The following is a 22,266-nucleotide window of genomic DNA, read 5'->3' on the forward strand; positions in this document are numbered from 1 at the left end:
GGGGGCTGAAACCATGAACAGCATCCACCCGTTGTCGCGCCGTAGTTTTCTCAAGGGCAGCGCCCTGTTGGGCAGTGGTCTGGTGGTGGCGTTTGTCATCCCCGGTGCCCATCGCTTTGCCTTGGGCGCGGAGAATCAAGGCAACATTTTTGCGCCCAATGCCTTCCTGCGGATTGGCAACGACAACAGCGTCACCGTACTGCTCGGCCATTCGGAAATGGGCCAGGGCATCTGGACCGGCCTGACTATGTTGATCGCCGAAGAACTGGACGCTGACTGGTCGAAAATCCGTGTCGAACACTCACCGGCCTCGGCCGCTGAGTACGGGATGCCTGGTTTTGGCGGCATGCAGATCACCGGGGGCTCGACCTCGACCTGGATGGAGTTCGACCGCTACCGCCAGGCCGGGGCGGCAGCACGCCTGATGTTGATCGAAGCGGCAGCCAAGCGGTTTGATGTTGCACCTTCGCAGATCCGCACCGAATCTGGCGTGGTCATCGCGGGCGACCAGCGCGCCACTTATGGCGAGCTGGCGGATGACGCCGGCCAGCTGCCGGTGCCGGATCCGGCCTCGATCAAGTTCAAGGAGGCCAAGGACTGGAAGATCATCGGCAAACCCACCAAACGCCTGGACACGCCGGAGAAAATTACGGGCCAGGCCAAGTTCGGTATGGACGTGCAGTTCGACGGTTTGATGACCGCCATGGTTGCCCGGCCGCCCGTTTTCGGTGGTAGCGTCAAATCCTTCGAAGGCGCCGAAGCGCTGGCGGTGCCGGGCGTGCATAAAGTGGTGCAAGTGCCGACGGGCGTTGCGGTGATTGCCGATCATTTCTGGGCGGCAAAGCTGGGGCGCGATGCGCTGAAAGTCGACTGGGACCTTGGGCCGAACACCGGCCTGGACAGCCAGAAACTGCTGGAGAGTTTCCGCAAACTCGCCGCCACGCCAGGTATTTCGGCCAGCAAGGCGGGTGATGCAACTGCCGCAATGAGCAAAGCGGCGAAGAAGCTCGACGTCGAATACAGCGTGCCGTACCTGGCCCATGCGCCGATGGAACCGCTCAATTGCACGGTGAAAATCAGTAAGGACAAATGCGAGATCTGGACCGGCACCCAGTTTCAGACGCTGGATCAAATGATCGCCGGAAAAATTACCGGGCTCAAACCCGAACAGGTGGAGATTCATACCGAGTTTCTCGGCGGTGGTTTTGGTCGCCGGGCCAATCCGACTTCCGATTTTGTCGCTGAAGCGGTGCAGGTCGCCAAGGCGGCGGGCGCTCCGGTGAAAACCGTGTGGTCCCGTGAGGACGACATTCGCGGCGGTTACTACCGTTCGATGTTCCTGCACCAGGCGAACATCGGGCTGGATGCCGACGGTTTACCGGTGGCCTGGAAGCATGTGCTGGTCGGGCAGTCGATTATGGCCGACACGATGCTGGAGGCGAGCATGGTCAAGGGTGGCGTCGACAAGACCTCGGTCGAAGGCGTCGCCGATAGCCCATACATCGAAGACCTGGCCAATCACCAGGTGGAACTGCACTCACCGAAAACCGGCATCGCCGTGTTGTGGCTGCGCTCGGTCGGGCACACTCACACGGCGTTCGTCATGGAGTCGTTGATCGATGAAATGGCCGAGGCGGCCGGCAAGGATCCGGTGGAATACCGACGAATCTTGCTCAAAAACCACCCGCGCCACTTGGGCGTGCTCAATCTGGCGGTCGAGAAAGCCAACTGGGGCGCACCATTGCCCGACGGTCACGCATTGGGCGTAGCGGTACACGAGTCGTTCGGCAGCTATGTGGCGCAGGTCGCTGAAGTGTCCCAGGACAATCTGAAAATCCGCGTGCACCGGGTGGTGTGCGCCGTGGATTGCGGAATTGCGGTCAACCCGCAGAGCATCGCCGCGCAGATGGAATCGTGCATCACCTTCGGCCTCAGCTTCGCTTTGCACAGCAAACTGACCTTAAGGGGCGGGCAGGTGGTGCAGTCCAATTTCCACGATTATAAGGTGCTGCGGCTGAACGAAATGCCGGTGGTCGAGGTGCATATCCTGCCGAGCAGCGACAAGCCCGGAGGCATCGGCGAGACCGGTGTTCCGCCTACAGCGCCGGCGGTCGCCAACGCCGTGTTCGCCTTGACCGGGCAGCGCTTGCGTGAGCTACCGCTGCAACTGTCGGGGGTGTGACATGAAACGACATCTGATACTGGGCGCGGTGCTGTTGATCGGCTTGGCGTGCTATGCCGAGTACCTGATTGCGGACGACAAGGAAGCCATCAAGGCATTCGATACGGTGCAGAAAGTCTTTCAAAGTCCGCGTTGTCAGAACTGCCATATTCCGGATGATTCGCCGTTGCAGTTCGACGCCGGAATTCCCCACGCCATGAACGTGGTACGCGGGATGGACGGCAAGGGCGCGGCCGGTTTGCCGTGCGCAACGTGTCATGCCGAGTCCAACCCGCCGGCCAGCTACGGGCCGCATACGCCACCGGGGGCACCGCACTGGAGCTTGCCGCCCGCGTCGCACAAAATGGCCTGGATCGGTCTGCCAGCCGACAAGTTATGCGCGATGATCAAAGACCGCTCCAGCAATGGCGACCGTGATTTCGCCGCACTGATCAAGCATGTGAGCGACGACAAGTTGGTGCTGTGGGGCTGGAACCCCGGCGAGGGCAGGGCGCCGGTGCCGGTGCCTCACGACGTCTTCGTCACGCAGTTCAAGCTGTGGGCGCAGGCGGGAGGGCCGTGTCCGCTGGTGGGCAGTTGACCGGCGGTCCGTTAACACTGAGTCAATGCGGGTATGACCGACTCTAAAGACCATACCTGCGAATGGAGTGAGCCATGCTAATCCCAGGCAAACCGGTCAAACCAGGTGCTGGTGCCAGTCCTTTACGTTCCCCGCAAGAAGAGCGTGAATGGCTGCGTGACTTGGCGCGCAAGGCCGAGCAAGAACTGTCCGGCGTACAGATGGCGAGCATGGACGAGTTGACCCTGCTCCCCAACCGCCACGGGTTCACCACGCTGGCCGAACAAGGCGTGGACGCCTGTCAGCGACTGGAGAAACCAGCTACGTTGTTGCTGTTCAACCTTGATGACTTCAAGCGCACGCACTACCTGTATGGTCGGGCCGCGAGCGACAAAGCGCTGAAAGTCTTCGCTGACGTGCTGCGCATCGCCTTTCGCGAAAACGATGTCATCGGCCGACTGGGCAGCGATAAGTTTGTCGCGTTGCTCACGGGTTCAGGCGCGGTCGAACTCGCCGCGATCAAGGCCCGGCTCGAAGAAATACTCGCCGAGCGCAATGCCGCGGCCCATCGCGCCAACGACCTGCGTTTCAGCCTCGGCCAGATCGAATACGACCCTCTGCTTCACGGCTCAATCGAAGGGCTGTTGGCCGAGGCGGACGCGTTCACTTGGCAAACAACTGACTGATGTCCTTGAACGCCTTGAACTCCAGCGCATTGCCGCAAGGGTCGAAGAGGAACATCGTCGCTTGCTCGCCCACCAGGCCCTGAAAGCGAATACCCGGTTCGATCACGAACGAGGTGCCCAGCGCGGTCAGACGCTGAGCCAGCGCCTCCCACTCACTCATGCTCAAGACCACGCCGAAATGCGGAACAGGCACGTTATGGCCGTCTACGGCATTGGTGTGCGCCGCTTCCTGGGAGGCACTTTTCGGTGCCAGGTGAATCACCAGTTGATGGCCGAAAAAGTTGAAATCGACCCAGTGGTCGCTGGAGCGACCTTCTTCCAGGCCGAATACCTCGCCATAAAAATTCCGTGCGGCGGTCAGGTCGTACACCGGAATCGCCAAGTGAAAAGGGGACAGTTGCATAGGGCGAGCCTCGGATGGTGGTAGGTGTGAGGCTGAGTTTAGCGCTGTGCTTTTTGATTGAAAGACGATAGTTTTTGCGTCGAGCTCAAATTATTTCGATCAATTGAGAGTGCCATGCTGCGGGAACTGAAAACCTTCATCGCCGTCACGCGTTACGGCACCTTCGCTGCCGCCGGCATGCACATCGGCCTGACGCAGTCGGCGGTCAGCGCGCAGATGCGCAATCTGGAACAGGCGCTGGGCATCCGTCTGTTCGACCGCACCGGGCGTCAGGCGATTCTTAACGCCGCAGGCCTGCGGGCGTTGCCGATGGCCAAAGAGATGCTGGATACCTTCAGCCGCATGGCGATCAGTGATGACGTCAGTGAATACAGAGGTGAGTTGAAGATTGGTGCAGTGGCCACGGCTCAGACCGGGTTGCTGCCCCAGGCGTTGTTGCGGTTGAGGCAGCAGGCACCGTTGCTGGAGCCGAAACTGGTGCCGGGTGTGTCGCTGAATCTATTGAGCCAGGTGGACACCGGTGAGGTGGACTTGGCGATTCTGATCAAGCCGCCGTTTGAACTGCCCAAGGAGTTATCGGCGCAGGTCATTCGCCGTGAGCCGTTCGTACTGATCGTGCCGATGGACCTTGAGGGCGATGAGCCGTTACCGATACTCGCCGACCATCCGCAGGTGCGCTACGACCGCAATTCGTTCGGCGGACGTCTGGTGACGCGGTTTTTACGTGAACAGCAGATTGACGTGCAGGTGGCGCTGGAATTGGATGAGCTGGAAGCCATTGTGAAAATGGTCGAATGCGGTTTGGGCGTGTCGCTGCTGCCCGAGGCAGGGCTGTGGCTGGAGTATGGGGCTAAGGTCAGGATCATCCCGTTGGGCGAGCTGACGTTTTATCGGGAGATCGTACTGTTGCAGCGCTACAGCCAGCGCACACAGCCGATTCAGCAGCTGTTCGCCCAATGCCTCACACACTTCGAAGGCTAAACACAAATCCCCTGTAGGAGCGACGGTGCGGCGATCCGACTTGCCCGCGAATGCGGTGTATCAGTCAACATCCATTTTGAATGTTAGTCCGCCTTCGCGGGCAAGCCCGCTCCTACATTGATCCTGTCCAACCTGAAACAACGGGCACAAAAAAACCGCCTGAACAGGCGGTTTTTTTATGGCTAGCTGAAAATTACTCTTCCAGGCTACCCATTGCAGTGGTGTTGAAACCACCGTCTACGTACATGATTTCGCCGCTGATGCCGGACGCCAGGTCCGAGCACAGGAAGGCGCCGGCGTTGCCGACTTCGTCGATGGTGACGTTGCGACGCAGCGGGGTTTGCGCTTCGTTGGCGGCCAGCATCTTGCGGAAGTTCTTGATGCCAGAAGCGGCGAGGGTGCGGATCGGACCAGCCGATACGCAGTTGACGCGGGTGCCGTCCGGGCCCAGGGAGCCGGCCAGGTAACGCACGCCAGCTTCCAGCGAAGCCTTGGCCATGCCCATCACGTTGTAGTTCGGCATGGTGCGCTCGGCGCCCAGGTACGACAGGGTCAGCAGGCTGCCGTTGCGGCCTTTCATCATTTCGCGACCGGCTTTGGCCAAGGCCACGAAGCTGTAGGCGCTGATGTCATGAGCGATGCGGAAACCTTCACGGGTGGTGGCTTCGGTGAAGTCGCCGTCCAGTTGGTCGCCCGGGGCGAAGCCGACGGAGTGCACGATGCAATCCAGGCCGTCCCACTTCTTGCTCAGCTCAACGAAGACCTTGGCGATTTCTTCATCGCTGGCCACGTCGCACGGGAAGCACAGTTCAGGGCTCGAACCCCAGCTCTGTGCGAACTCTTCGACACGACCCTTGAGTTTGTCGTTCTGATAAGTGAAGGCAAGCTCAGCGCCCTCGCGATGCATGGCGGCAGCGATGCCGGATGCGATGGACAGCTTGCTGGCGACACCGACGATCAGTACGCGCTTACCGGCGAGAAAACCCATGTGTTGCTCCTCTCTTTCAGGTTATTACGCAGTGGCTGGTGCCAGGAAAGCGGCTTCCAGCAACTGCTGTGTATACGGATGTTTGGGGGCGGCAAAGATACTTTGCGCGTCTCCCTGTTCGACCACTTGGCCTTGCTTGACCACCATCAGCTGGTGGCTCAGCGCTTTGACGACAGCCAGGTCATGGCTGATAAACAAATACGTCAGGTTGTACTTGGTTTGCAGTGACCGCAGCAGCTCCACCACTTGGCGTTGTACCGTGCGGTCGAGGGCCGAAGTTGGCTCGTCCAGCAAAATCAACGCCGGTTTTAGCACTAATGCCCGGGCAATGGCGATTCTTTGCCGTTGCCCGCCGGAAAATTCGTGGGGGTAGCGGTGCCGGGTTTCCGGGTCCAGACCTACCTCCTTGAGTGCCGCAATAATCGCTTGTTCCTGTTCCGCCTCGGTGCCCATCTTGTGGATCCGCAGGCCTTCGCCGACGATCTGGCTCACGCACATCCGTGGGCTCAGGCTGCCAAACGGGTCCTGAAACACCACCTGCATCTCGCGGCGCAACGGTCGAACTTCGTTCTGCGTCAGGCAGTCTAGCTGCTTGCCTTCAAAACGGATCGCGCCCTTGCTGCCGATCAGCCGCAAAATTGCCAGGCCGAGCGTCGATTTGCCGGAACCGCTTTCACCCACAATCCCCAGGGTCTGCCCCTGGGGCAGGCTGAAATTGATCCCGTCCACCGCTTTGATGTGGTCAACAGTCTTTTTCAGCAGGCCTTTCTTGATCGGGAACCAGACTTTCAGGTCCTCGACTTGCAGCAATGGCGGCCCGATTACATTGGTCGCCGGCGTGCCGCTGGGCTCCGCTGCCAGCAATTCCCGAGTGTACGGATGCTGCGGCGCGCGGAACAGTTCCTCGCACGATGCCTGTTCGACGATGCAACCGCGCTGCATGACACATACGCGATGCGCAATTCTTCGCACAAGGTTCAAATCGTGGCTGATCAGCAGCAGCGCCATGCCCAGGCGGGCCTGTAACTCCTTGAGCAATTCGAGGATTTTCAGCTGAACGGTCACGTCCAGCGCCGTGGTCGGCTCGTCCGCGATCAGCAATTCCGGCTCATTGGCCAGGGCCATGGCGATCATGACTCGCTGACGCTGGCCGCCGGATAATTCGTGGGGCAGGGCTTTCAGGCGTTTTTCCGGCTCGGGAATCCCGACCATTTCCAGCAGTTCCAGCGTGCGTTTGGTCGCCACTTTGCCGGTCAGGCCTTTGTGGATGCCCAGCACCTCGTTGATCTGCTTTTCAATGGAGTGAAGCGGGTTTAGCGAGGTCATCGGCTCCTGGAAGATCATCGCGATCCGGTTGCCGCGGATGTGGCGGATCGTCTTCTCTTTCAGGTCCAACAGGTTGTGCCCGGCGTACTTGATGGTGCCGGACGGATGCCGGGCGATCGGGTAGGGCAGCAGTCGCAGGATCGAGTGGGCGGTAACCGACTTGCCCGAGCCGCTTTCACCGACCAACGCCAGGGTTTCGCCGCGCCGGATATCAAAGCTCACGCCCTCGACCACCCGTTGCACGCGCTCGCCAACGCCAAACTCGACGGACAGGTCGCGCACTTCGATCAGATTGTCCTGATTCATTTCACTTCCTCGGGTCGAAGGCATCGCGAGCGGACTCGCCGATAAACACCAGCAAACTCAACATTATCGCCAGCACCGCAAACGCGCTGATGCCGAGCCATGGGGCTTGCAGGTTGGACTTGCCCTGGGCCACCAACTCACCCAGTGACGGCGCGCCGGGTGGCAAGCCGAAACCGAGGAAATCCAGTGCGGTCAAGGTGCCTATAGCGCCGGTCAGGATGAACGGCATGAACGTCATGGTCGAGACCATGGCGTTGGGCAGGATGTGGCGGAACATGATTGCACCGTTCTGCATCCCCAGCGCCCGCGCCGCACGCACGTATTCAAGGTTGCGCCCGCGCAGGAACTCGGCGCGCACCACGTCCACCAGGCTCATCCACGAAAACAGCAGCATGATCCCCAGCAACCACCAGAAATTCGGCTGTACGAAGCTGGCCAGGATGATCAGCAGGTACAGCATCGGCAAGCCGGACCAGATTTCCAGAAAACGTTGCCCGGCCAGGTCCACCCAGCCGCCATAGAAACCCTGCAAGGCCCCGGCAATCACGCCGATGATCGAACTGAGAATGGTCAGGGTGAGGGCGAACAACACCGAAATCCGGAAGCCGTAAATCACCCGCGCCAGCACGTCGCGCCCCTGATCATCGGTGCCGAGCAGGTTTTCCATCGACGGTGGCGCCGGGGCCGGGACTTTCAGGTCGTAGTTGATGCTTTGATAGCTGTAGGGAATCGGCGCCCACAGCACCCAGGCGTCTTTGGCCTTGAGCAGTTCGCGGATGTACGGGCTCTTGTAATTGGCTTCCAGCGGGAATTCGCCGCCGAAAGTGGTTTCCGGGTAGCGCTTGAGCGCAGGGAAGTACCAGCTGTTGTCGTAATGCACCACCAGCGGTTTGTCGTTGGCGATCAGCTCGGCGCCAAGGCTCAGGCCGAACAACAGCAGAAACAGCCACAGCGACCACCAGCCACGCCTGTTGGCCTTGAACAGTTCGAAACGGCGTCGATTGAGCGGGGACAGGTTCATCTCAATGCTCCCGGCTTTCGAAGTCGATGCGCGGATCGACAAAGGTGTAGGTCAGGTCGCCGATCAGTTTCACCACCAGGCCCATCAAGGTGAAGATAAACAGCGTGCCAAACACCACCGGGTAATCGCGGTTGATCGCGGCTTCAAAGCTCATCAAGCCGAGGCCGTCGAGGGAGAAAATCACTTCCACCAGCAACGATCCGGTAAAGAAGATCCCGATGAGCGCTGACGGAAACCCGGCGATCACCAGCAACATGGCGTTGCGGAACACGTGGCCGTAAAGCACACGATGACGGGTCAGGCCCTTGGCCTTGGCGGTGACCACGTACTGTTTGTTGATTTCATCGAGGAAGCTGTTTTTGGTCAGCAGGGTCATGGTCGCGAAGTTGCCGATCACCAGCGCCGTCACCGGCAAGGCCAGGTGCCAGAAGTAATCGAGGATTTTGCCGCCCATGCTCAACTCATCGAAATTGTTCGATGTCAGCCCGCGCAACGGGAACCAGTCAAAATAGCTGCCGCCGGCGAACACCACGATCAGCAGGATCGCAAACAGGAACGCCGGGATCGCGTAGCCGACGATGATCGCCGAGCTGGTCCAGACATCGAAGTGGCTGCCGTGTCGCGTGGCCTTGGCGATCCCCAGCGGGATCGACACCAGGTACATGATCAGCGTGCTCCACAACCCGAGGGAGATCGACACCGGCATCTTTTCCTTGATCAGGTCGATGACCTTGGCATCGCGAAAGAAGCTGTCGCCGAAATCCAGAGACGCATAGTTCTTCACCATGATCCACAAGCGTTCCGGTGCCGACTTGTCGAAGCCGTACATGCGCTCGATTTCCTTGACCAGCGCCGGGTCCAGGCCTTGGGCGCCGCGATAGGCGGAGCCGGCCACCGACACTTCGGCACCACCACCGGCGATGCGGCTGGTGGCGCCTTCGAAGCCTTCGAGCTTGGCGATCATCTGCTCTACCGGGCCGCCGGGAGCGGCCTGGATGATCACGAAGTTGATCAGCAAAATGCCGAACAAGGTCGGAATGATCAGCAGCAGTCGCCGAAAAATATACGCCAGCATCTGATTACTCCGTGGCCGCAGGGGAGGCTTGCAGTATGGTTTCGACTTCTATCGCAGGTTTCGCGTCTGGCTTGATCCACCACGTGTTTGTGCCGATGTCGTACAGGGGTGAGGTTTTAGGATGGCCGATGTGGTTCCAGTACGCCACGCGCCAGGTCTTGATGTGCCAGTTGGGGATCACGTAATAACCCCATTGCAGCACGCGGTCCAGTGCCCGGGCATGCGCCACCAGGCTTTTGCGCGAATCGGCGTTGATCAGTTGCTCGACCAGTTGGTCCACCACCGGGTCTTTCAGGCCCATGGAATTGCGGCTGCCGGGTTTGTCGGCGGCGGCCGACATCCAGAATTCGCGCTGTTCGTTGCCAGGAGAACTGGACTGCGGAAAGCTGCCGACGATCATGTCGAAGTCCCGTGAGCGCACGCGGTTGATGTACTGCGAGACGTCGACCCGGCGGATCACCAAGTCGATCCCCAGGTCGCTGAGGTTGCGCTTGAACGGCAGGAGTACCCGCTCGAATTCGGTCTGCGCCAACAGAAACTCGATGGTCACCGGTTTGCCGGTGGCATCGACCATTTTGTCATCGACGATCCGCCAGCCGGCCTCTTGCAGCAATTGATAGGCTTTGCGCTGATGGTCGCGAATCATGCCGCTGGCGTCGGTCACCGGGTTCTGGAACGCCTCGCTGAACACTTGCTCAGGGATCTTGCCGCGGAACGGATCGAGGATCGCCAGTTGATCGGCATCCGGCAGGTCGGTGGCGGCCATTTCCGAATTCTCGAAATAGCTGCGGGTGCGCGCGTAGGCGCTGTTGAACAATTGCTTGTTGGTCCATTCAAAGTCCAGCAGCAACGCCAGGGCCTCACGCACGCGCACGTCCTGGAACAACGGGCGGCGCAGGTTGAACACAAAACCCTGCATGCCGGTGGTGTTGCCGTTGGGGATCTGTTCCTTGATCAAGCGGCCTTCGGTGACGGCCGGGACGTTGTAAGCATTTGCCCAGTTCTTCGCGGTCATCTCCAGCCAGTAATCGAACTGCCCGGCCTTGAACGCTTCGAGCGCCACGGTGTTGTCGCGGTAGTAATCGGTGGTCATCACGTCGAAGTTGTAGAACCCACGATTGACCGGCAAGTCCTTGCCCCAGTAATCCTTGACCCGCTCATAGCGAATCGAACGCCCGGCCTTCACTTGACTGACTTTGTACGGGCCACTGCCCAGCGGTATCTCAAGGTTGCCCTTGTTGAAATCGCGGTCGGCCCACCAATGCTTGGGCAACACCGGCAACTGGCCGAGGATCAGCGGCAACTCACGGTTATTGGTGTGCTTGAACTTGAACAGCACGGTCAGCGGGTCTTCGGCGACCGCTTCCTCGACGTCGTTGTAGTAACCCCGATAGAGCGGCGCGCCGTCCTTGGTCAGCATCTGGAAGCTGAACACCACGTCTTCGGCGCGGATCGGATGGCCATCGTGGAAACGCGCTTCAGGGCGCAGGTAGAAACGCACCCAGCTGTTGTCCGGGGCTTTCTCTATCTGGCCGGCCACCAGGCCATATTCGGTGAACGGCTCGTCCAGCCCTTGTCTGGCGAGGGTGTCGTAGATTATGCCGATGTCGTCGGCCGGAACGCCCTTGCTGATAAACGGATTGAGGCTGTCGAAGCCGCCGAAACCGGCCTGACGAAAGATCCCGCCCTTGGGCGCATCCGGGTTCACATAGTCGAAATGTTTAAAGTCAGCGGGGTACTTTGGCGGTTCGTTGTAGAGGGTCACGGCGTGTTGCGGGGCGGCACAGGCCAGCCCGGCGAACAGCAAACCGCTGGCCTGCAACAGCAGGGCGCGTACGGGTTTCATCGATCTTTCTCCGAAGACTTCAGCCACCATGCGCTCAGGCCCAGGGTGTAGGGCGGCGTGGTGACAAAGGCTAACCGGTTACGGTAAGCCAGGCGGTGATAATTGAGGTACCAGTTGGGAATGCTGTAGTGCTGCCACAGCAACACGCGGTCGAGGGCTTTGCCGGCGGCGACTTGTTCGTCGCGGCTCTGGGCGGCGAGCAGTTGTTCGAGTAAATGGTCGACCACCGGGTTGGCGATACCGGCGTAGTTTTTACTGCCCTTGATCCCGACCTGGCTGGAATGGAAATACTGCCACTGCTCCAGGCCCGGGCTGAGGGTCTGGTTGAGGGTCATCAAAATCATGTCGAAGTCGAACTGATCCAGGCGCTGTTTGTACTGGGCGCGGTCGACGGTGCGCAGTCGCGCGTCGATACCAATGCTGGCGAGGTTCTCGACGTAGGGCTGGAGGATGCGTTCCAGGTTCGGGTTGACCAACAGGATCTCGAGTTGCAGCGGTTGACCGGCGGCGTTCTGCACACGCTGGCCATTGAGCTTCCAGCCGGCCTCGGCAAGCAGTCCAAGGGCCTTTCGCAGGGTTTCCCTTGGAATGCCGCGGCCGTCGGTTTGCGGCAGGCTGAACGGCTCGGTGAAGAGTTTGGCGGGCAACTGTTCGCGATACGGCTTGAGCATCAGCCATTCATGACCGACCGGCAGGCCGGTGGCAGAGAATTCGCTGTTGGGGTAGTAACTCAGGGTGCGCTTGTAGGCGTCGCTGAACAGCGTGCGGTTGGTCCACTCGAAGTCGAACATCAGCCCCAGCGCTTCGCGGACCTTGGTCTCGGCGAAGGTCGGGCGCCGGGTGTTCATGAACAGGCCCTGGCTCTGGGTCGGAATCTGATGCGGGATCTGCGCTTTGATCACGTCGCCGCGACGGACCGCCGGGAAGTTGTAGCCGTTGTCCCAGTTCTTGGCCTGGTGCTCGATGTAAACGTCGAACTCGCCGGCCTTGAACGCCTCGAAGGCGACATCGCTGTCACGGTAAAACTCGACCTCCATGCGATCAACGTTGTACTTGCCGCGATTGACCGGCAGATCCTTGCCCCAGTAGTCCTTGACCCGCTCAAAAACAATCTGCCGCCCAGGCGTCACTGAGGTGATGCGATACGGCCCGCTGCCCAAGGGTGGCTCGAAGGTGGTCGCCTTGAAATCGCGGCCTTTCCAGTACTGCGCAGACATGACCGGCAATTCGCCCAAGCGCAGGATCAACAACGGGTTACCGGTGCGCTTGAAGACGAATCGAACTCGGTGCGGGTTGAGAATATCGACCCGCGCTACTTCCTGAAGATTGGTCCGGTACTGTGGATGACCTTCCTTGAGCAACAGACGGTAGGAGAACGCGACGTCCTTCGCAGTAATCGGCGAACCATCGTGGAACCGCGCTTCGGGGCGCAGGTTGAACACCACCCAACTGCGGTCCTCGCTGTATTCCACCGACTGGGCGATCAGGCCATAACTGGAGGTCGGCTCGTCGCCGGACGGCGCGTACTGGCCGGTGCCGACCATCAGCGGCTCATTCAGCTCATTGATCCCGTATTGCAGGAAATTCGGCGTCGAGACCGGGCTTGAGCCCTTGAAGGTATAAGGATTGAGCGTATCGAAGGTGCCAAACGCCATCACCCGCAAGGTGCCGCCCTTGGGCGCTTGCGGGTTGACCCAGTCAAAGTGGGTAAATCGGGCCGGGTACTTGAGCGTGCCGAACTGCGCATAACCGTGGCTTTCGCTGATCGTCGCGCTTGCGGGAGAGCTCAAGGCCAGGCTGATCAGGAGCAGAAGGAGGGGACGCTTCAAGTCAGAGATCCGATCCAGGCGGCTTGGGCTTTATGGTCCGTACAGTAACAGCTTGTATCGACAGGAAAAAGACAGGGGGTTAATGCACTGTTAATTGAGCTTGCGCGGCCCTTGTAGCAGCTGGCGAAGCCTGCGTTCGGCTGCGAAGCAGTCGCGTAATCAGGCAATGCGGTGTTTCAGGAAGACCGCAAACTCAGGTTTTACGACTGCTTCGCAGCCGAACGCAGGCTTCGCCAGCTGCTACAGGGGTTTTGGCAAGCTTCAGGCGAAAAAAAACCCCTGACATCAGGGGTTCTTTTTAGTGTGGCGAAGATACCGTCAGCACTTGCCCAGGCTTCAGCGCCTTGCCGACACGCGGGTTCCAGCGTTTGAGATGCTGCATCTCGACATTGAAGCGCTTGGCGACGATGTACAACGAATCGCCTTGCTGAACCTTGTATTGGGTCTGTGGCTTCTTTTGGTCGGCTTTGCTGTTGGCGGCCACGACCGTGTTGACACGACCACTACCGCGCTTGGTGGTGTCATGGATCACCAGCTTCTGACCCGACTTGAGGTTCTTGCCGGTCAGCTTGTTCCAGCGCTGCAGGTCTTTGACGTCGACGCCATTGGCCTTGGCGATGGTGCCGAGGCTGTCGCCGCGTTTGACCCGGTAAGTGCGCTTGACGCTGGCGATTTGAGAGCCGTCTGCGCCTTCGAAGACTGGTTTGAGTGGCTTCTTGCTGATCAACTCTTCCGGACGCATGGTCGACAGGCTAGTGGTCAACAACTGCGCCTTGGACGTGGGCACCAGCAGATGCTGGGGGCCGTCAAGGGTGGTGCGCTGTTTGAACGCCGGGTTGAGCTGAAACAGTTCGTCTTCGTCGATGTTGGCCACCGCGGCAACTGTGGACAGGTCCATGCGCTGGTTGATTTCGACGACCTTGAAATACGGCTCGTTGGCGATCGGGTTGAGGTTCACGCCGTAGGCTTCGGGTGCCATTACCACTTGCGACAAGGCCAGCAGCTTGGGCACGTAGGCCTGGGTTTCCGACGGCAGTGGCAGGTTCCAGTAGTCGGTCGGCAGGCCGAGCCTTTCGTTACGCTCGATAGCGCGGCTGACCGTGCCTTCGCCGGCGTTGTAGGCGGCAAGGGCGAGCATCCAGTCACCGTTGAACATGTCGTGCAGGCGGGTCAGGTAATCCAGGGCTGCGGTGGTCGATGCAGTAATGTCGCGTCGGCCATCATAGGCACTGGTCTGGCGCAGGTTGTAGTAACGGCCGGTGGAAGGGATGAATTGCCAAAGACCCACCGCGTTGGCCCGGGAATAAGCCATCGGGTTGTAGGAGCTTTCAATCACTGGCAGCAACGCCAGTTCCAGCGGCATGTTGCGTTCTTCAAGGCGTTCGATGATGTAGTGAATGTACAGGCTACCGCGCTCGCCGGCGTTTTCGAGGAAGGACGGGTTACTGGCGAACCACAGTCGCTGTTGCTCGATGCGCGGGTTGACGCCCAGGCCGTCCTGTAACTGGAAGCCCAGGCGCATGCGCTCCCAGACGTCCTGTGCGGCAAGAGGGCTTGGCTTTTCACTGAGCCAAATGGGCTTCTGTTTGGCGCGGGCGGCGATATTCGGGGTATGTGTCGCGTCGGTCTGCGGCACATGGCTGGAACAACCCGCCAGAGTGGCGGACACAGCCACCGCTATGGCTTGAGCCAAGCGGGTCAATGCGTCTGAATTGATGACTTTACTAATAGATGACGACATTGGCTGGAAGTAAGTTCCGGGCAAAAATGTCGGTCGATTCTAGAAAGCGTCCCCCCTGCGGTCAACCATTCAGTATTTTCATTACAAAACGAAGACGGCTTAGAACGTATCTTTCCAAGCCCTTAAAGCAGAAAAAACCTTACTCGGTGCCCGGTTATCGGGGCCAATCCGTTCGTCCACTTTTTCTTTAACAGATGTTTCAGAAGCGCGTAAAAACGGGTTGGTGAGCTTTTCCAGGGCCAGCGTCGACGGCAAGGTCATGATCCCGGCTTCACGTTGCTGGGTTACTTTGGCCAGGCGAGCGGCGATTTCCGGATTGTCAGGCTCCACTGCGGCAGCAAATTTCAGGTTGCTCAGGGTGTATTCGTGGGTGCAATACACCAGCGTATCTTCCGGCAATGCGGCCAGGCGTGTCAGCGAGGTGTGCATTTGTTCGGGCGTGCCTTCGAACAACCGTCCGCAACCAGCGGCAAACAGGGTGTCACCGCAGAACAACAGGCCATGATGGTAATAGGCAATGTGCCCCAGGGTATGACCGGGGACGGCGAAAACATCGAAGTCCCAGTCCAGCACGCTGACACGGTCGTTGTCCTTGAGCGCCACGTCCCGGCCCGGGATGGTTTCGCTGGCGGGGCCATAGACCTTCGCGTTAGTCGCTTTTTTCAGCCGCTCGACGCCGCCGACGTGGTCATGATGGTGGTGAGTGATCAGAATATCGCTCAATGCCCAACCCGGATGCGCTGCAAGCCAGGCCTGCACGGGGGCGGCATCACCCGGATCGACCACGGCGCAGCGCTGGGTGCGGTGGTCTTGTAACAACCAGATGTAGTTGTCGGTGAAGGCGGGCAGGGCACTGATCTGTATCATCGTCGGATTCGCCAAGCGGAAAACAATGGTGCATCTTAGAACTTCCTGGCGCGTTGGAGAATGCAATGACCGATAAAGCGTTCGCTCAGGCTGACCCCGAGTGGCTGACATTGATCAGCGCGGCCCGTGAATGGCTGTCCGGCCCTATCGGGCAATTTTTGCTGGATGAAGAACGCCGCATGCTCGAAGACGAGTTGGGGCGCTTCTTCGGCGGTTATCTGGTGCATTACGGTCCGTCGGCCCAGACGCCGCCGTCGGCGCCCCAAGTGCAGCGCAATGTGCGGCTCGGTGCGCCGTTGCCCGGTGTCGAAATCGTTTGTGAAGAACAGGCCTGGCCGTTGAGCGAGCACGCCGCTGACGTTGTGGTGTTGCAGCATGGGCTGGATTTCTGTCTGTCGCCCCATGGTTTGCTGCGCGAAGCGGCGAGTAGCGTGCGGCCCGGCGGGCATTTGCTGATCATCGGCATCAATCCGTGGAGCACTTGGGGCTTGCGCCATGTGTTCACCCATGACGCCATGCGCAAGGCGCGTTGCATTTCGCCGTCGCGCGTCGCCGACTGGCTGAACCTGCTGGGTTTCGCGCTGGAGAAACGCCGCTTCGGGTGCTATCGTCCGCCGCTTGCTTCACCCGCCTGGCAGGCCCGTCTGGCCGGTTGGGAGCGCAAGGCCGGCGACTGGCAACTGTCGGGCGGCGGTTTCTATTTATTGGTGGCACGCAAGATCGTGGTGGGCCTGCGTCCACTTCGTCAGGAACGGCGCGAACCGATGGGCAAGCTGATTCCCTTGCCGATGGCCAAGGTCAATCGTCGCCGCATCGACCCGTAATACCTTTTTAATATTCCCGGTCGGGTCAGTCCCGGCCTCGGGCATCGTCGATCTTTGATCGTCGAGCCACCGCATTTTCTGGATAGATTGGCATGAGCGATAGCGTAGAACTCTTCACCGACGGCGCCTGCAAAGGCAACCCTGGCCCTGGCGGCTGGGGCGCACTGCTGGTGTGCAAAGGCGTTGAAAAGGAATTGTGGGGCGGCGAAGCCAACACCACCAACAACCGCATGGAGCTGATGGGTGCTATTCGTGGCCTCGAAGAGCTCAAGCGCTCGTGCGACGTGCTGCTGGTGACCGACTCCCAGTACGTGATGAAAGGCATCAACGAATGGATGGACAACTGGAAGAAGCGCGGCTGGAAAACCGCGGCGAAAGAGCCGGTTAAAAATGCCGACTTGTGGAAGTTGCTGGATGAGCAGGTCAATCGCCACAACGTCACCTGGAAATGGGTGCGGGGGCACATCGGTCACCACGGTAACGAACGGGCAGACCAGTTGGCCAACCGGGGTGTGGATGAAGTGCGCGGGTATAAGCAGGCTTGATTTCAATAGGTCAGTTTGACCGAGGCGCAGCTATTCGCGAGCAGGTCGAATCGTCGCACCGTCGCTCCCACAGGGGATTTTCGAACAATGGAGATCCCGTGTGGGAGCGAGCCTGCTCGCGATGGCCGCGACTCGGTCTATCTGAATCACCCCGGCGAGCGTGTTAACATCGCCGCTTTTGCACGAATGACCCGTTGAGAGCTGAGCACTGATGGCCACCAGATCCGTTGTACTCGATACCGAAACCACCGGCATGCCGGTGACCGACGGCCACCGGATTATCGAAATCGGTTGTGTCGAGTTGATCGGTCGGCGCCTGACCGGCCGGCATTTTCACGTTTACCTGCAACCGGATCGCGAGAGTGACGAAGGCGCCATCGGCGTCCACGGCATCACCAACGAATTTCTGGTGGGCAAACCGCGTTTCACTGAAGTGGCCGATGAGTTCTTCGAGTTCATCAAAGGCGCGCAACTGATCATCCATAACGCGGCGTTCGACGTTGGCTTCATCAACAACGAATTCGCCCTGATGGGCCAGCAAGATCGTGCGGACATCACGCAACACTGCTCGATCCTCGATACCTTGATGATGGCCCGGGAACGTCACCCGGGGCAGCGCAACAGCCTCGACGCCTTGTGCAAACGTTATGGCGTCGATAACTCGGGTCGAGAGCTGCACGGCGCTTTGCTCGACTCCGAAATTCTGGCTGACGTTTACCTGACCATGACCGGCGGCCAGACCAGCCTGTCGCTGGCCGGTAATGCGTCCGACGGTAATGGCTCCGGCGAAGGTGCGGATAACTCGGCCACCGAAATCCGCCGCTTGCCGGCCGACCGCACGCGCGCCCGCATCATCCGCGCCAGCGAAGATGACCTGGCCCAGCATGTGGCGCGTCTTGAAGCCATCGCGAAAGCCGCCGGCGCCCCGTCGCTGTGGCAGCAACTGGCGGATGCCAAGGCGCAGGCCTGAATCCGTAGCAGCTGCCGAGCACCGCGAGGCTGCGTCCGGCTGCGAAGCAGGCGTGAAACCAGACACTACGGTGTTTCAGATATACCGCGTTCTCTGGGTTTACGACGGCTACGCAGCCGAACGCAGCCTCGCGGTGCTCGGCAGCTGCTACAGGTCGTGTTCGCTTGCGACATTAGCGTGCATCAATTGACCCACTTCAGGGCATCGGCACTCGCCACATCCGCATCAACCCTCTACCCTGAGGGTATTGGCAGGCTGCGGTCTGCCGCCTCAGGACACTGAGCCCATGTATAAAGATTTGAAGTTCCCGGTCCTGATCGTCCACCGCGACATCAAGGCCGACACCGTCGCCGGTGATCGCGTGCGGGGCATCGCCCGGGAGTTGGAGCAGGAAGGCTTCAGCATTGTTTCGGCGGTGGATTACACCGAAGGGCGGCTGGTCGCATCGACCCATCACGGCCTCTCTTGCATGTTGATTGCCGCTGAAGACGCCAGTACCGACTCGCATTTATTGCAAAACATGGCCGAGTTGATCGGCCTGGCGCGAGTGCGTGCGCCGGACCTGCCGATCTTCGCCCTCGGCGAACAAGTGACGCTGGAAAACGCGCCCGCCGATGCGATGGCCGAACTCAATCAGTTGCGCGGCATTCTTTATCTGTTCGAAGACACGGTGCCGTTCCTGGCCCGGCAAGTGGCCCGGGCCGCACGCAAGTACCTGGACTGTCTACTGCCACCGTTTTTCAAGGCGCTGGTGCAACACACCGCCGATTCCAATTATTCCTGGCACACACCTGGCCACGGCGGTGGCGTGGCGTACCACAAGAGCCCGGTCGGGCAGGCGTTTCACCAGTTTTTTGGGGAAAACACCCTGCGTTCGGATTTGTCCGTGTCGGTTCCCGAATTGGGTTCCTTGCTCGATCACACCGGTCCGCTGGCCGAAGCGGAAGCGCGAGCCGCGCGCAATTTCGGCGCCGATCACACCTTTTTCGTGATCAATGGCACCTCGACTGCCAACAAAATCGTCTGGCATTCGATGGTCGCCCGCGATGACCTCGTGCTGGTGGACCGCAACTGTCACAAGTCGGTGTTGCATTCGATCATCATGACCGGCGCGATCCCGTTGTACCTGTGCCCGGAGCGCAACGAACTGGGGATCATCGGCCCGATTCCGTTGAGCGAATTCAGCCGCGAGTCGATCCAGGCCAAGATCGACGCCAGCCCGCTGACCAAAGGTCTCGCGCCCAAGGTCAAATTAGCGGTCATCACCAACTCGACCTATGACGGCCTTTGCTACAACGCGGAGTTGATCAAGCAGAGCCTGGGCAACAGCGTCGAGGTGCTGCATTTCGACGAGGCCTGGTACGCCTACGCGGCGTTCCATGAGTTTTTCGCCGGGCGTTACGGTATGGGCACTACGCGCAGCGAAGACAGTCCACTGGTGTTCACCACGCATTCCACGCACAAGCTGTTGGCCGCGTTCAGTCAGGCCTCGATGATTCATGTTCAGGACGGTGGCGCACGGCAACTGGACCGCGACCGCTTCAACGAAGCGTTCATGATGCACATCTCCACGTCGCCCCAATACAGCATCATTGCGTCGCTGGACGTGGCCTCGGCGATGATGGAGGGTCCGTCCGGGCGTTCGCTATTGCAGGAGATGTTTGACGAGGCCCTGAGTTTTCGTCGCGCCCTGGCCAATTTGCGGCAGCACATTGCGGCGGATGACTGGTGGTTTTCCATCTGGCAGCCGCCGTCGGTGGAAGGCATCGATCGCGTGGTCACCGAAGACTGGCTGCTGCAACCCGATGCCGACTGGCACGGCTTTGGCGGCGTGACCGACGATTACGTGTTGCTCGATCCGATCAAAGTCACCCTGGTGATGCCCGGCCTGACCGCAGGCGGTGCGCTGAGTGAGCGCGGGATTCCGGCGGCCGTGGTCAGTAAATTTCTCTGGGAGCGCGGGTTGGTGGTCGAAAAGACCGGGCTGTATTCGTTCCTGGTGCTGTTCTCGATGGGCATCACCAAAGGCAAATGGAGCACGCTGTTGACCGAGTTGCTGGAGTTCAAGCGCAGCTACGATGCCAACGTCAGCCTTGCAACCTGCCTGCCCTGTGTGGCGCAACAGAGTGTCGGGCGTTATCAAGGCATGGGCTTGCGCGATTTGTGCGATCAATTGCACGCCTGCTATCGCAGCAATGCCACGGCCAAACACCTCAAGCGCATGTACACCGTGCTGCCGGAAATCGTCATGAAGCCGGCCGACGCCTATGATCATTTGGTGCGGGGCGAGGTAGAGGCGGTGTCGATCGATGCGCTGGACGGGCGGATCGCTGCGGTGATGCTGGTTCCGTATCCGCCGGGCATTCCGTTGATCATGCCGGGCGAGCGGTTCACAGAGGCGACCCGGTCAATCATCGACTACCTTTCATTTGCACGCACGTTTGATAGCAGTTTCCCAGGATTCGTCGTCGATGTGCATGGCTTGCAACACGAAGACGAGGGCAATGGACGGCACTACACCGTCGATTGCATCAAGGAATGAGGACCTTTCCCAGTATGCAACCTGTCATTAATCCCAAGTACCCCGGCCTTTCGGTGCGTGTCGCCGATGACGGCTTCGCGGCCTATATCTGGGGCAGTGATTTCAGCTTTGAAGTCGCCGCCTATGGCGCTGCCGAAATGGGCAAACCGGTCGAGCAGTGGCCGATCACGCCGATCACCCCTTATCGAAAGTGTTACGGCATCGACCCTGAAGAGTTCAGCAGTTTTCGCGACGCCGCCGACAGTGCGATTTTCATGGCCTATCTCGATGATGAGCCCGTCGGCCATCTAGTGGTCAGCACCAACTGGAACGGCTTTGCCCATATCGACGAGCTGGCGGTGCATGCCCCGGCGCGGCACCATGGCGTGGCCAAAGCGCTGCTGGACGTGGCTCAGTTCTGGAGTCGCAAGAAAAAACTGCCGGGCATCATGCTCGAAACCCAGAACAACAACCTGGGCGCCTGTCGGCTTTATGAGCGGTGTGGTTATGTGATTGGCGGGATCGATCATCTACGCTATCGCGGGATCGATCCGAACACCGCCGAAGTGGCGCTGTTTTGGTATCGCTTGTTCTATAACTCGCCGGAAAACCCGCTCAGTTCGCGAGCATCGCCGCGGCTTGTTCCGTAATGATGTCCAGCAGTGTCTGAACGGCGGCGGATGGTTCGCCGTTTTTCAGGGTCAGGGCGTAGAGGCTGACCGGCACTGCCGGCGCCAGCGGGCAAACATCCAGTCCGCTGGATTTGGCGCCAAGGGCGGTAAACGGGTCGACAATCGCCAGGCCTTCACCGGCCTCGACCATGCTGCGCATCATTTGATGCGTCTGCACCCGGATATGCACGAGCGGGGCCGGGCGCAAGGCCTGCAATTTGTTCTCGAGTGCCGGGCTCAGCGGGTCGTGGCCTTCCAGGCCGACCATCGACTGGCCCGCCAGATCCTGCAACGAAATGTATTTCTGCTTGGGCTGCAGCCAGCCATGGGGCGCCAAGAGCTGGAGCTTGCCTTGGGCAATCATCTGGCAATGGATGTCGGCGTGGTCGGGATCCTGCAGGCTCAACCCCAGATCGCTTTCGCGCAACAACAGGGTTTTGATGATCTCGCGGGTCGGGTGGCTCAGCAAGCTGCAAGGTGCATCGGGCAGGCGTCGGCGCAGGACGGCGATGCTCTGAGGCAACAGTTGTTGGGCCAACGGCGGGGTGCAGATGATGCGCAGGGGCGGTGCCTGGTATTGCTTGAGGCTGGCAGCCAGGCGCTGAACGGGTTCAAGCGCTTCGTAGACGTGGGCGATTTCGACCTGTAGCTCCCGCGCTTCGCGGGTCGCCTGCAAGCGTCCGCGCACGCTGGAAAACAGCATGAAACCCAACTGACCCTCGGCCTCGCGCAAAATGCCTTCAACCTCGGCCACCGGCAACTGCAGCCATTCGGCAGCGGTGCCCAGGTGACCGGTCTGCACAAGCGCGTGGATCACTTCGATGTGGCGTAAACGCATGCGTGAAGTCCATGTTCGGCAGGTGAGGGAATCAGTGACTGAATCCTAACTCAAGTGCGCGCCCATGACTTGTGCTCATAACGCGGG

The 22,266-nt window shown here is 59.9% G+C and carries 19 protein-coding genes; 9 read left to right on the forward strand and 10 right to left on the reverse strand.

Annotated elements, in window-relative coordinates:
• Nucleotides 1–13 precede the first annotated feature (13 nt).
• From AC1DWM_RS00665 to AC1DWM_RS00675, 3 genes are all read left to right on the forward strand, one after another.
• Nucleotides 14–2,182 (forward strand): xanthine dehydrogenase family protein molybdopterin-binding subunit, encoded by a 2,169-nt coding sequence (locus AC1DWM_RS00665; protein WP_477794420.1) that lies wholly within the window; start codon nt 14–16, stop codon nt 2,180–2,182.
• Between the two features lies 1 nt (nt 2,183).
• Nucleotides 2,184–2,762 carry a hypothetical protein gene (locus tag AC1DWM_RS00670; protein ID WP_477794421.1) on the forward strand — a complete coding sequence of 193 codons (579 nt, stop codon included), beginning with the start codon at nt 2,184–2,186 and terminating at the stop codon, nt 2,760–2,762.
• 74 nt (nt 2,763–2,836) lie between these two features.
• A complete protein-coding gene (locus AC1DWM_RS00675; RefSeq protein WP_477794422.1) occupies nt 2,837–3,427 on the forward strand; it encodes a GGDEF domain-containing protein in 591 nt (196 codons plus the stop codon).
• Here AC1DWM_RS00675 and AC1DWM_RS00680 read toward each other — a convergent pair.
• Nucleotides 3,405–3,830 carry a VOC family protein gene (locus AC1DWM_RS00680; protein ID WP_477794423.1) on the reverse strand — a complete coding sequence of 142 codons (426 nt, stop codon included), beginning with the start codon at nt 3,828–3,830 and terminating at the stop codon, nt 3,405–3,407. The two genes, AC1DWM_RS00675 and AC1DWM_RS00680, sit on opposite strands and share 23 nt — an antisense overlap.
• Before the next feature lie 114 nt (nt 3,831–3,944).
• Between AC1DWM_RS00680 and AC1DWM_RS00685 the strand changes: the two genes are divergently transcribed.
• Nucleotides 3,945–4,811, forward strand: a complete 867-nt coding sequence (locus AC1DWM_RS00685; protein WP_477794424.1) for a LysR family transcriptional regulator — start codon at nt 3,945–3,947, stop codon at nt 4,809–4,811.
• A gap of 193 nt (nt 4,812–5,004) precedes the next feature.
• Here AC1DWM_RS00685 and fabI read toward each other — a convergent pair whose 3' ends face one another.
• From fabI to gloB, 8 genes are all read right to left on the reverse strand, one after another.
• Nucleotides 5,005–5,799: an enoyl-ACP reductase FabI gene (gene fabI, locus AC1DWM_RS00690; protein WP_007944572.1), complete on the reverse strand. Its 795-nt coding sequence runs from the start codon at nt 5,797–5,799 to the stop codon at nt 5,005–5,007.
• 24 nt (nt 5,800–5,823) lie between these two features.
• The gene (locus AC1DWM_RS00695) at nt 5,824–7,431 is read right to left on the reverse strand and encodes an ABC transporter ATP-binding protein (protein ID WP_477794425.1); all 1,608 of its coding nucleotides are present in this window, start codon (nt 7,429–7,431) and stop codon (nt 5,824–5,826) included.
• A 1-nt stretch (nt 7,432) separates the two neighbouring features.
• A complete protein-coding gene (locus AC1DWM_RS00700) occupies nt 7,433–8,452 on the reverse strand; it encodes an ABC transporter permease (RefSeq protein ID WP_223520840.1) in 1,020 nt (339 codons plus the stop codon).
• 1 nt (nt 8,453) lies between these two features.
• Nucleotides 8,454–9,527, reverse strand: a complete 1,074-nt coding sequence (locus AC1DWM_RS00705; protein WP_223520838.1) for a microcin C ABC transporter permease YejB — start codon at nt 9,525–9,527, stop codon at nt 8,454–8,456.
• 4 nt (nt 9,528–9,531) lie between these two features.
• Entirely contained in the window at nt 9,532–11,373 is a 1,842-nt protein-coding gene (locus AC1DWM_RS00710; RefSeq protein ID WP_223520836.1) for an extracellular solute-binding protein, read from the reverse strand.
• Nucleotides 11,370–13,202, reverse strand: coding sequence for an extracellular solute-binding protein (locus tag AC1DWM_RS00715; protein WP_223520833.1), 1,833 nt, complete (start codon nt 13,200–13,202; stop codon nt 11,370–11,372). Before AC1DWM_RS00715 ends, AC1DWM_RS00710 begins: the two co-directional genes overlap by 4 nt.
• Nucleotides 13,203–13,500: 298 nt before the next feature.
• Nucleotides 13,501–14,943 carry a transglycosylase SLT domain-containing protein gene (locus AC1DWM_RS00720; RefSeq protein WP_223520831.1) on the reverse strand — a complete coding sequence of 481 codons (1,443 nt, stop codon included), beginning with the start codon at nt 14,941–14,943 and terminating at the stop codon, nt 13,501–13,503.
• A 99-nt stretch (nt 14,944–15,042) separates the two neighbouring features.
• A complete protein-coding gene (gene gloB, locus AC1DWM_RS00725; RefSeq protein ID WP_223520828.1) occupies nt 15,043–15,810 on the reverse strand; it encodes a hydroxyacylglutathione hydrolase in 768 nt (255 codons plus the stop codon).
• Between the two features lie 65 nt (nt 15,811–15,875).
• On the opposite strand from gloB, the gene AC1DWM_RS00730 reads away from it, so the two are divergent.
• The 5 genes from AC1DWM_RS00730 (at nt 15,876) to AC1DWM_RS00750 (ending at nt 21,320) form a co-directional block, all read left to right on the forward strand.
• Complete coding sequence (locus AC1DWM_RS00730) at nt 15,876–16,634, forward strand: methyltransferase domain-containing protein (protein ID WP_223520826.1); 759 nt, start codon at nt 15,876–15,878, stop codon at nt 16,632–16,634.
• 92 nt (nt 16,635–16,726) lie between these two features.
• Nucleotides 16,727–17,179 (forward strand): ribonuclease HI, encoded by a 453-nt coding sequence (gene rnhA, locus AC1DWM_RS00735; protein ID WP_008028618.1) that lies wholly within the window; start codon nt 16,727–16,729, stop codon nt 17,177–17,179.
• Nucleotides 17,180–17,390: 211 nt separating this feature from the next.
• The gene (dnaQ, locus tag AC1DWM_RS00740) at nt 17,391–18,149 is read left to right on the forward strand and encodes a DNA polymerase III subunit epsilon (RefSeq protein ID WP_477794426.1); all 759 of its coding nucleotides are present in this window, start codon (nt 17,391–17,393) and stop codon (nt 18,147–18,149) included.
• A gap of 286 nt (nt 18,150–18,435) precedes the next feature.
• Entirely contained in the window at nt 18,436–20,691 is a 2,256-nt protein-coding gene (locus AC1DWM_RS00745) for an Orn/Lys/Arg family decarboxylase (protein ID WP_477794427.1), read from the forward strand.
• Nucleotides 20,692–20,705: 14 nt separating this feature from the next.
• Nucleotides 20,706–21,320: a GNAT family N-acetyltransferase gene (locus AC1DWM_RS00750; protein ID WP_223520821.1), complete on the forward strand. Its 615-nt coding sequence runs from the start codon at nt 20,706–20,708 to the stop codon at nt 21,318–21,320.
• On the opposite strand, the gene AC1DWM_RS00755 is transcribed toward AC1DWM_RS00750, so the two are convergent.
• Complete coding sequence (locus AC1DWM_RS00755; RefSeq protein ID WP_477794428.1) at nt 21,286–22,179, reverse strand: LysR family transcriptional regulator; 894 nt, start codon at nt 22,177–22,179, stop codon at nt 21,286–21,288. The genes AC1DWM_RS00750 and AC1DWM_RS00755 overlap by 35 nt on opposite strands.
• Between the last annotated feature and the right edge of the window lie 87 nt (nt 22,180–22,266).

The sequence above is a fragment of the Pseudomonas sp. P4_C8 genome, assembly GCF_056401975.1.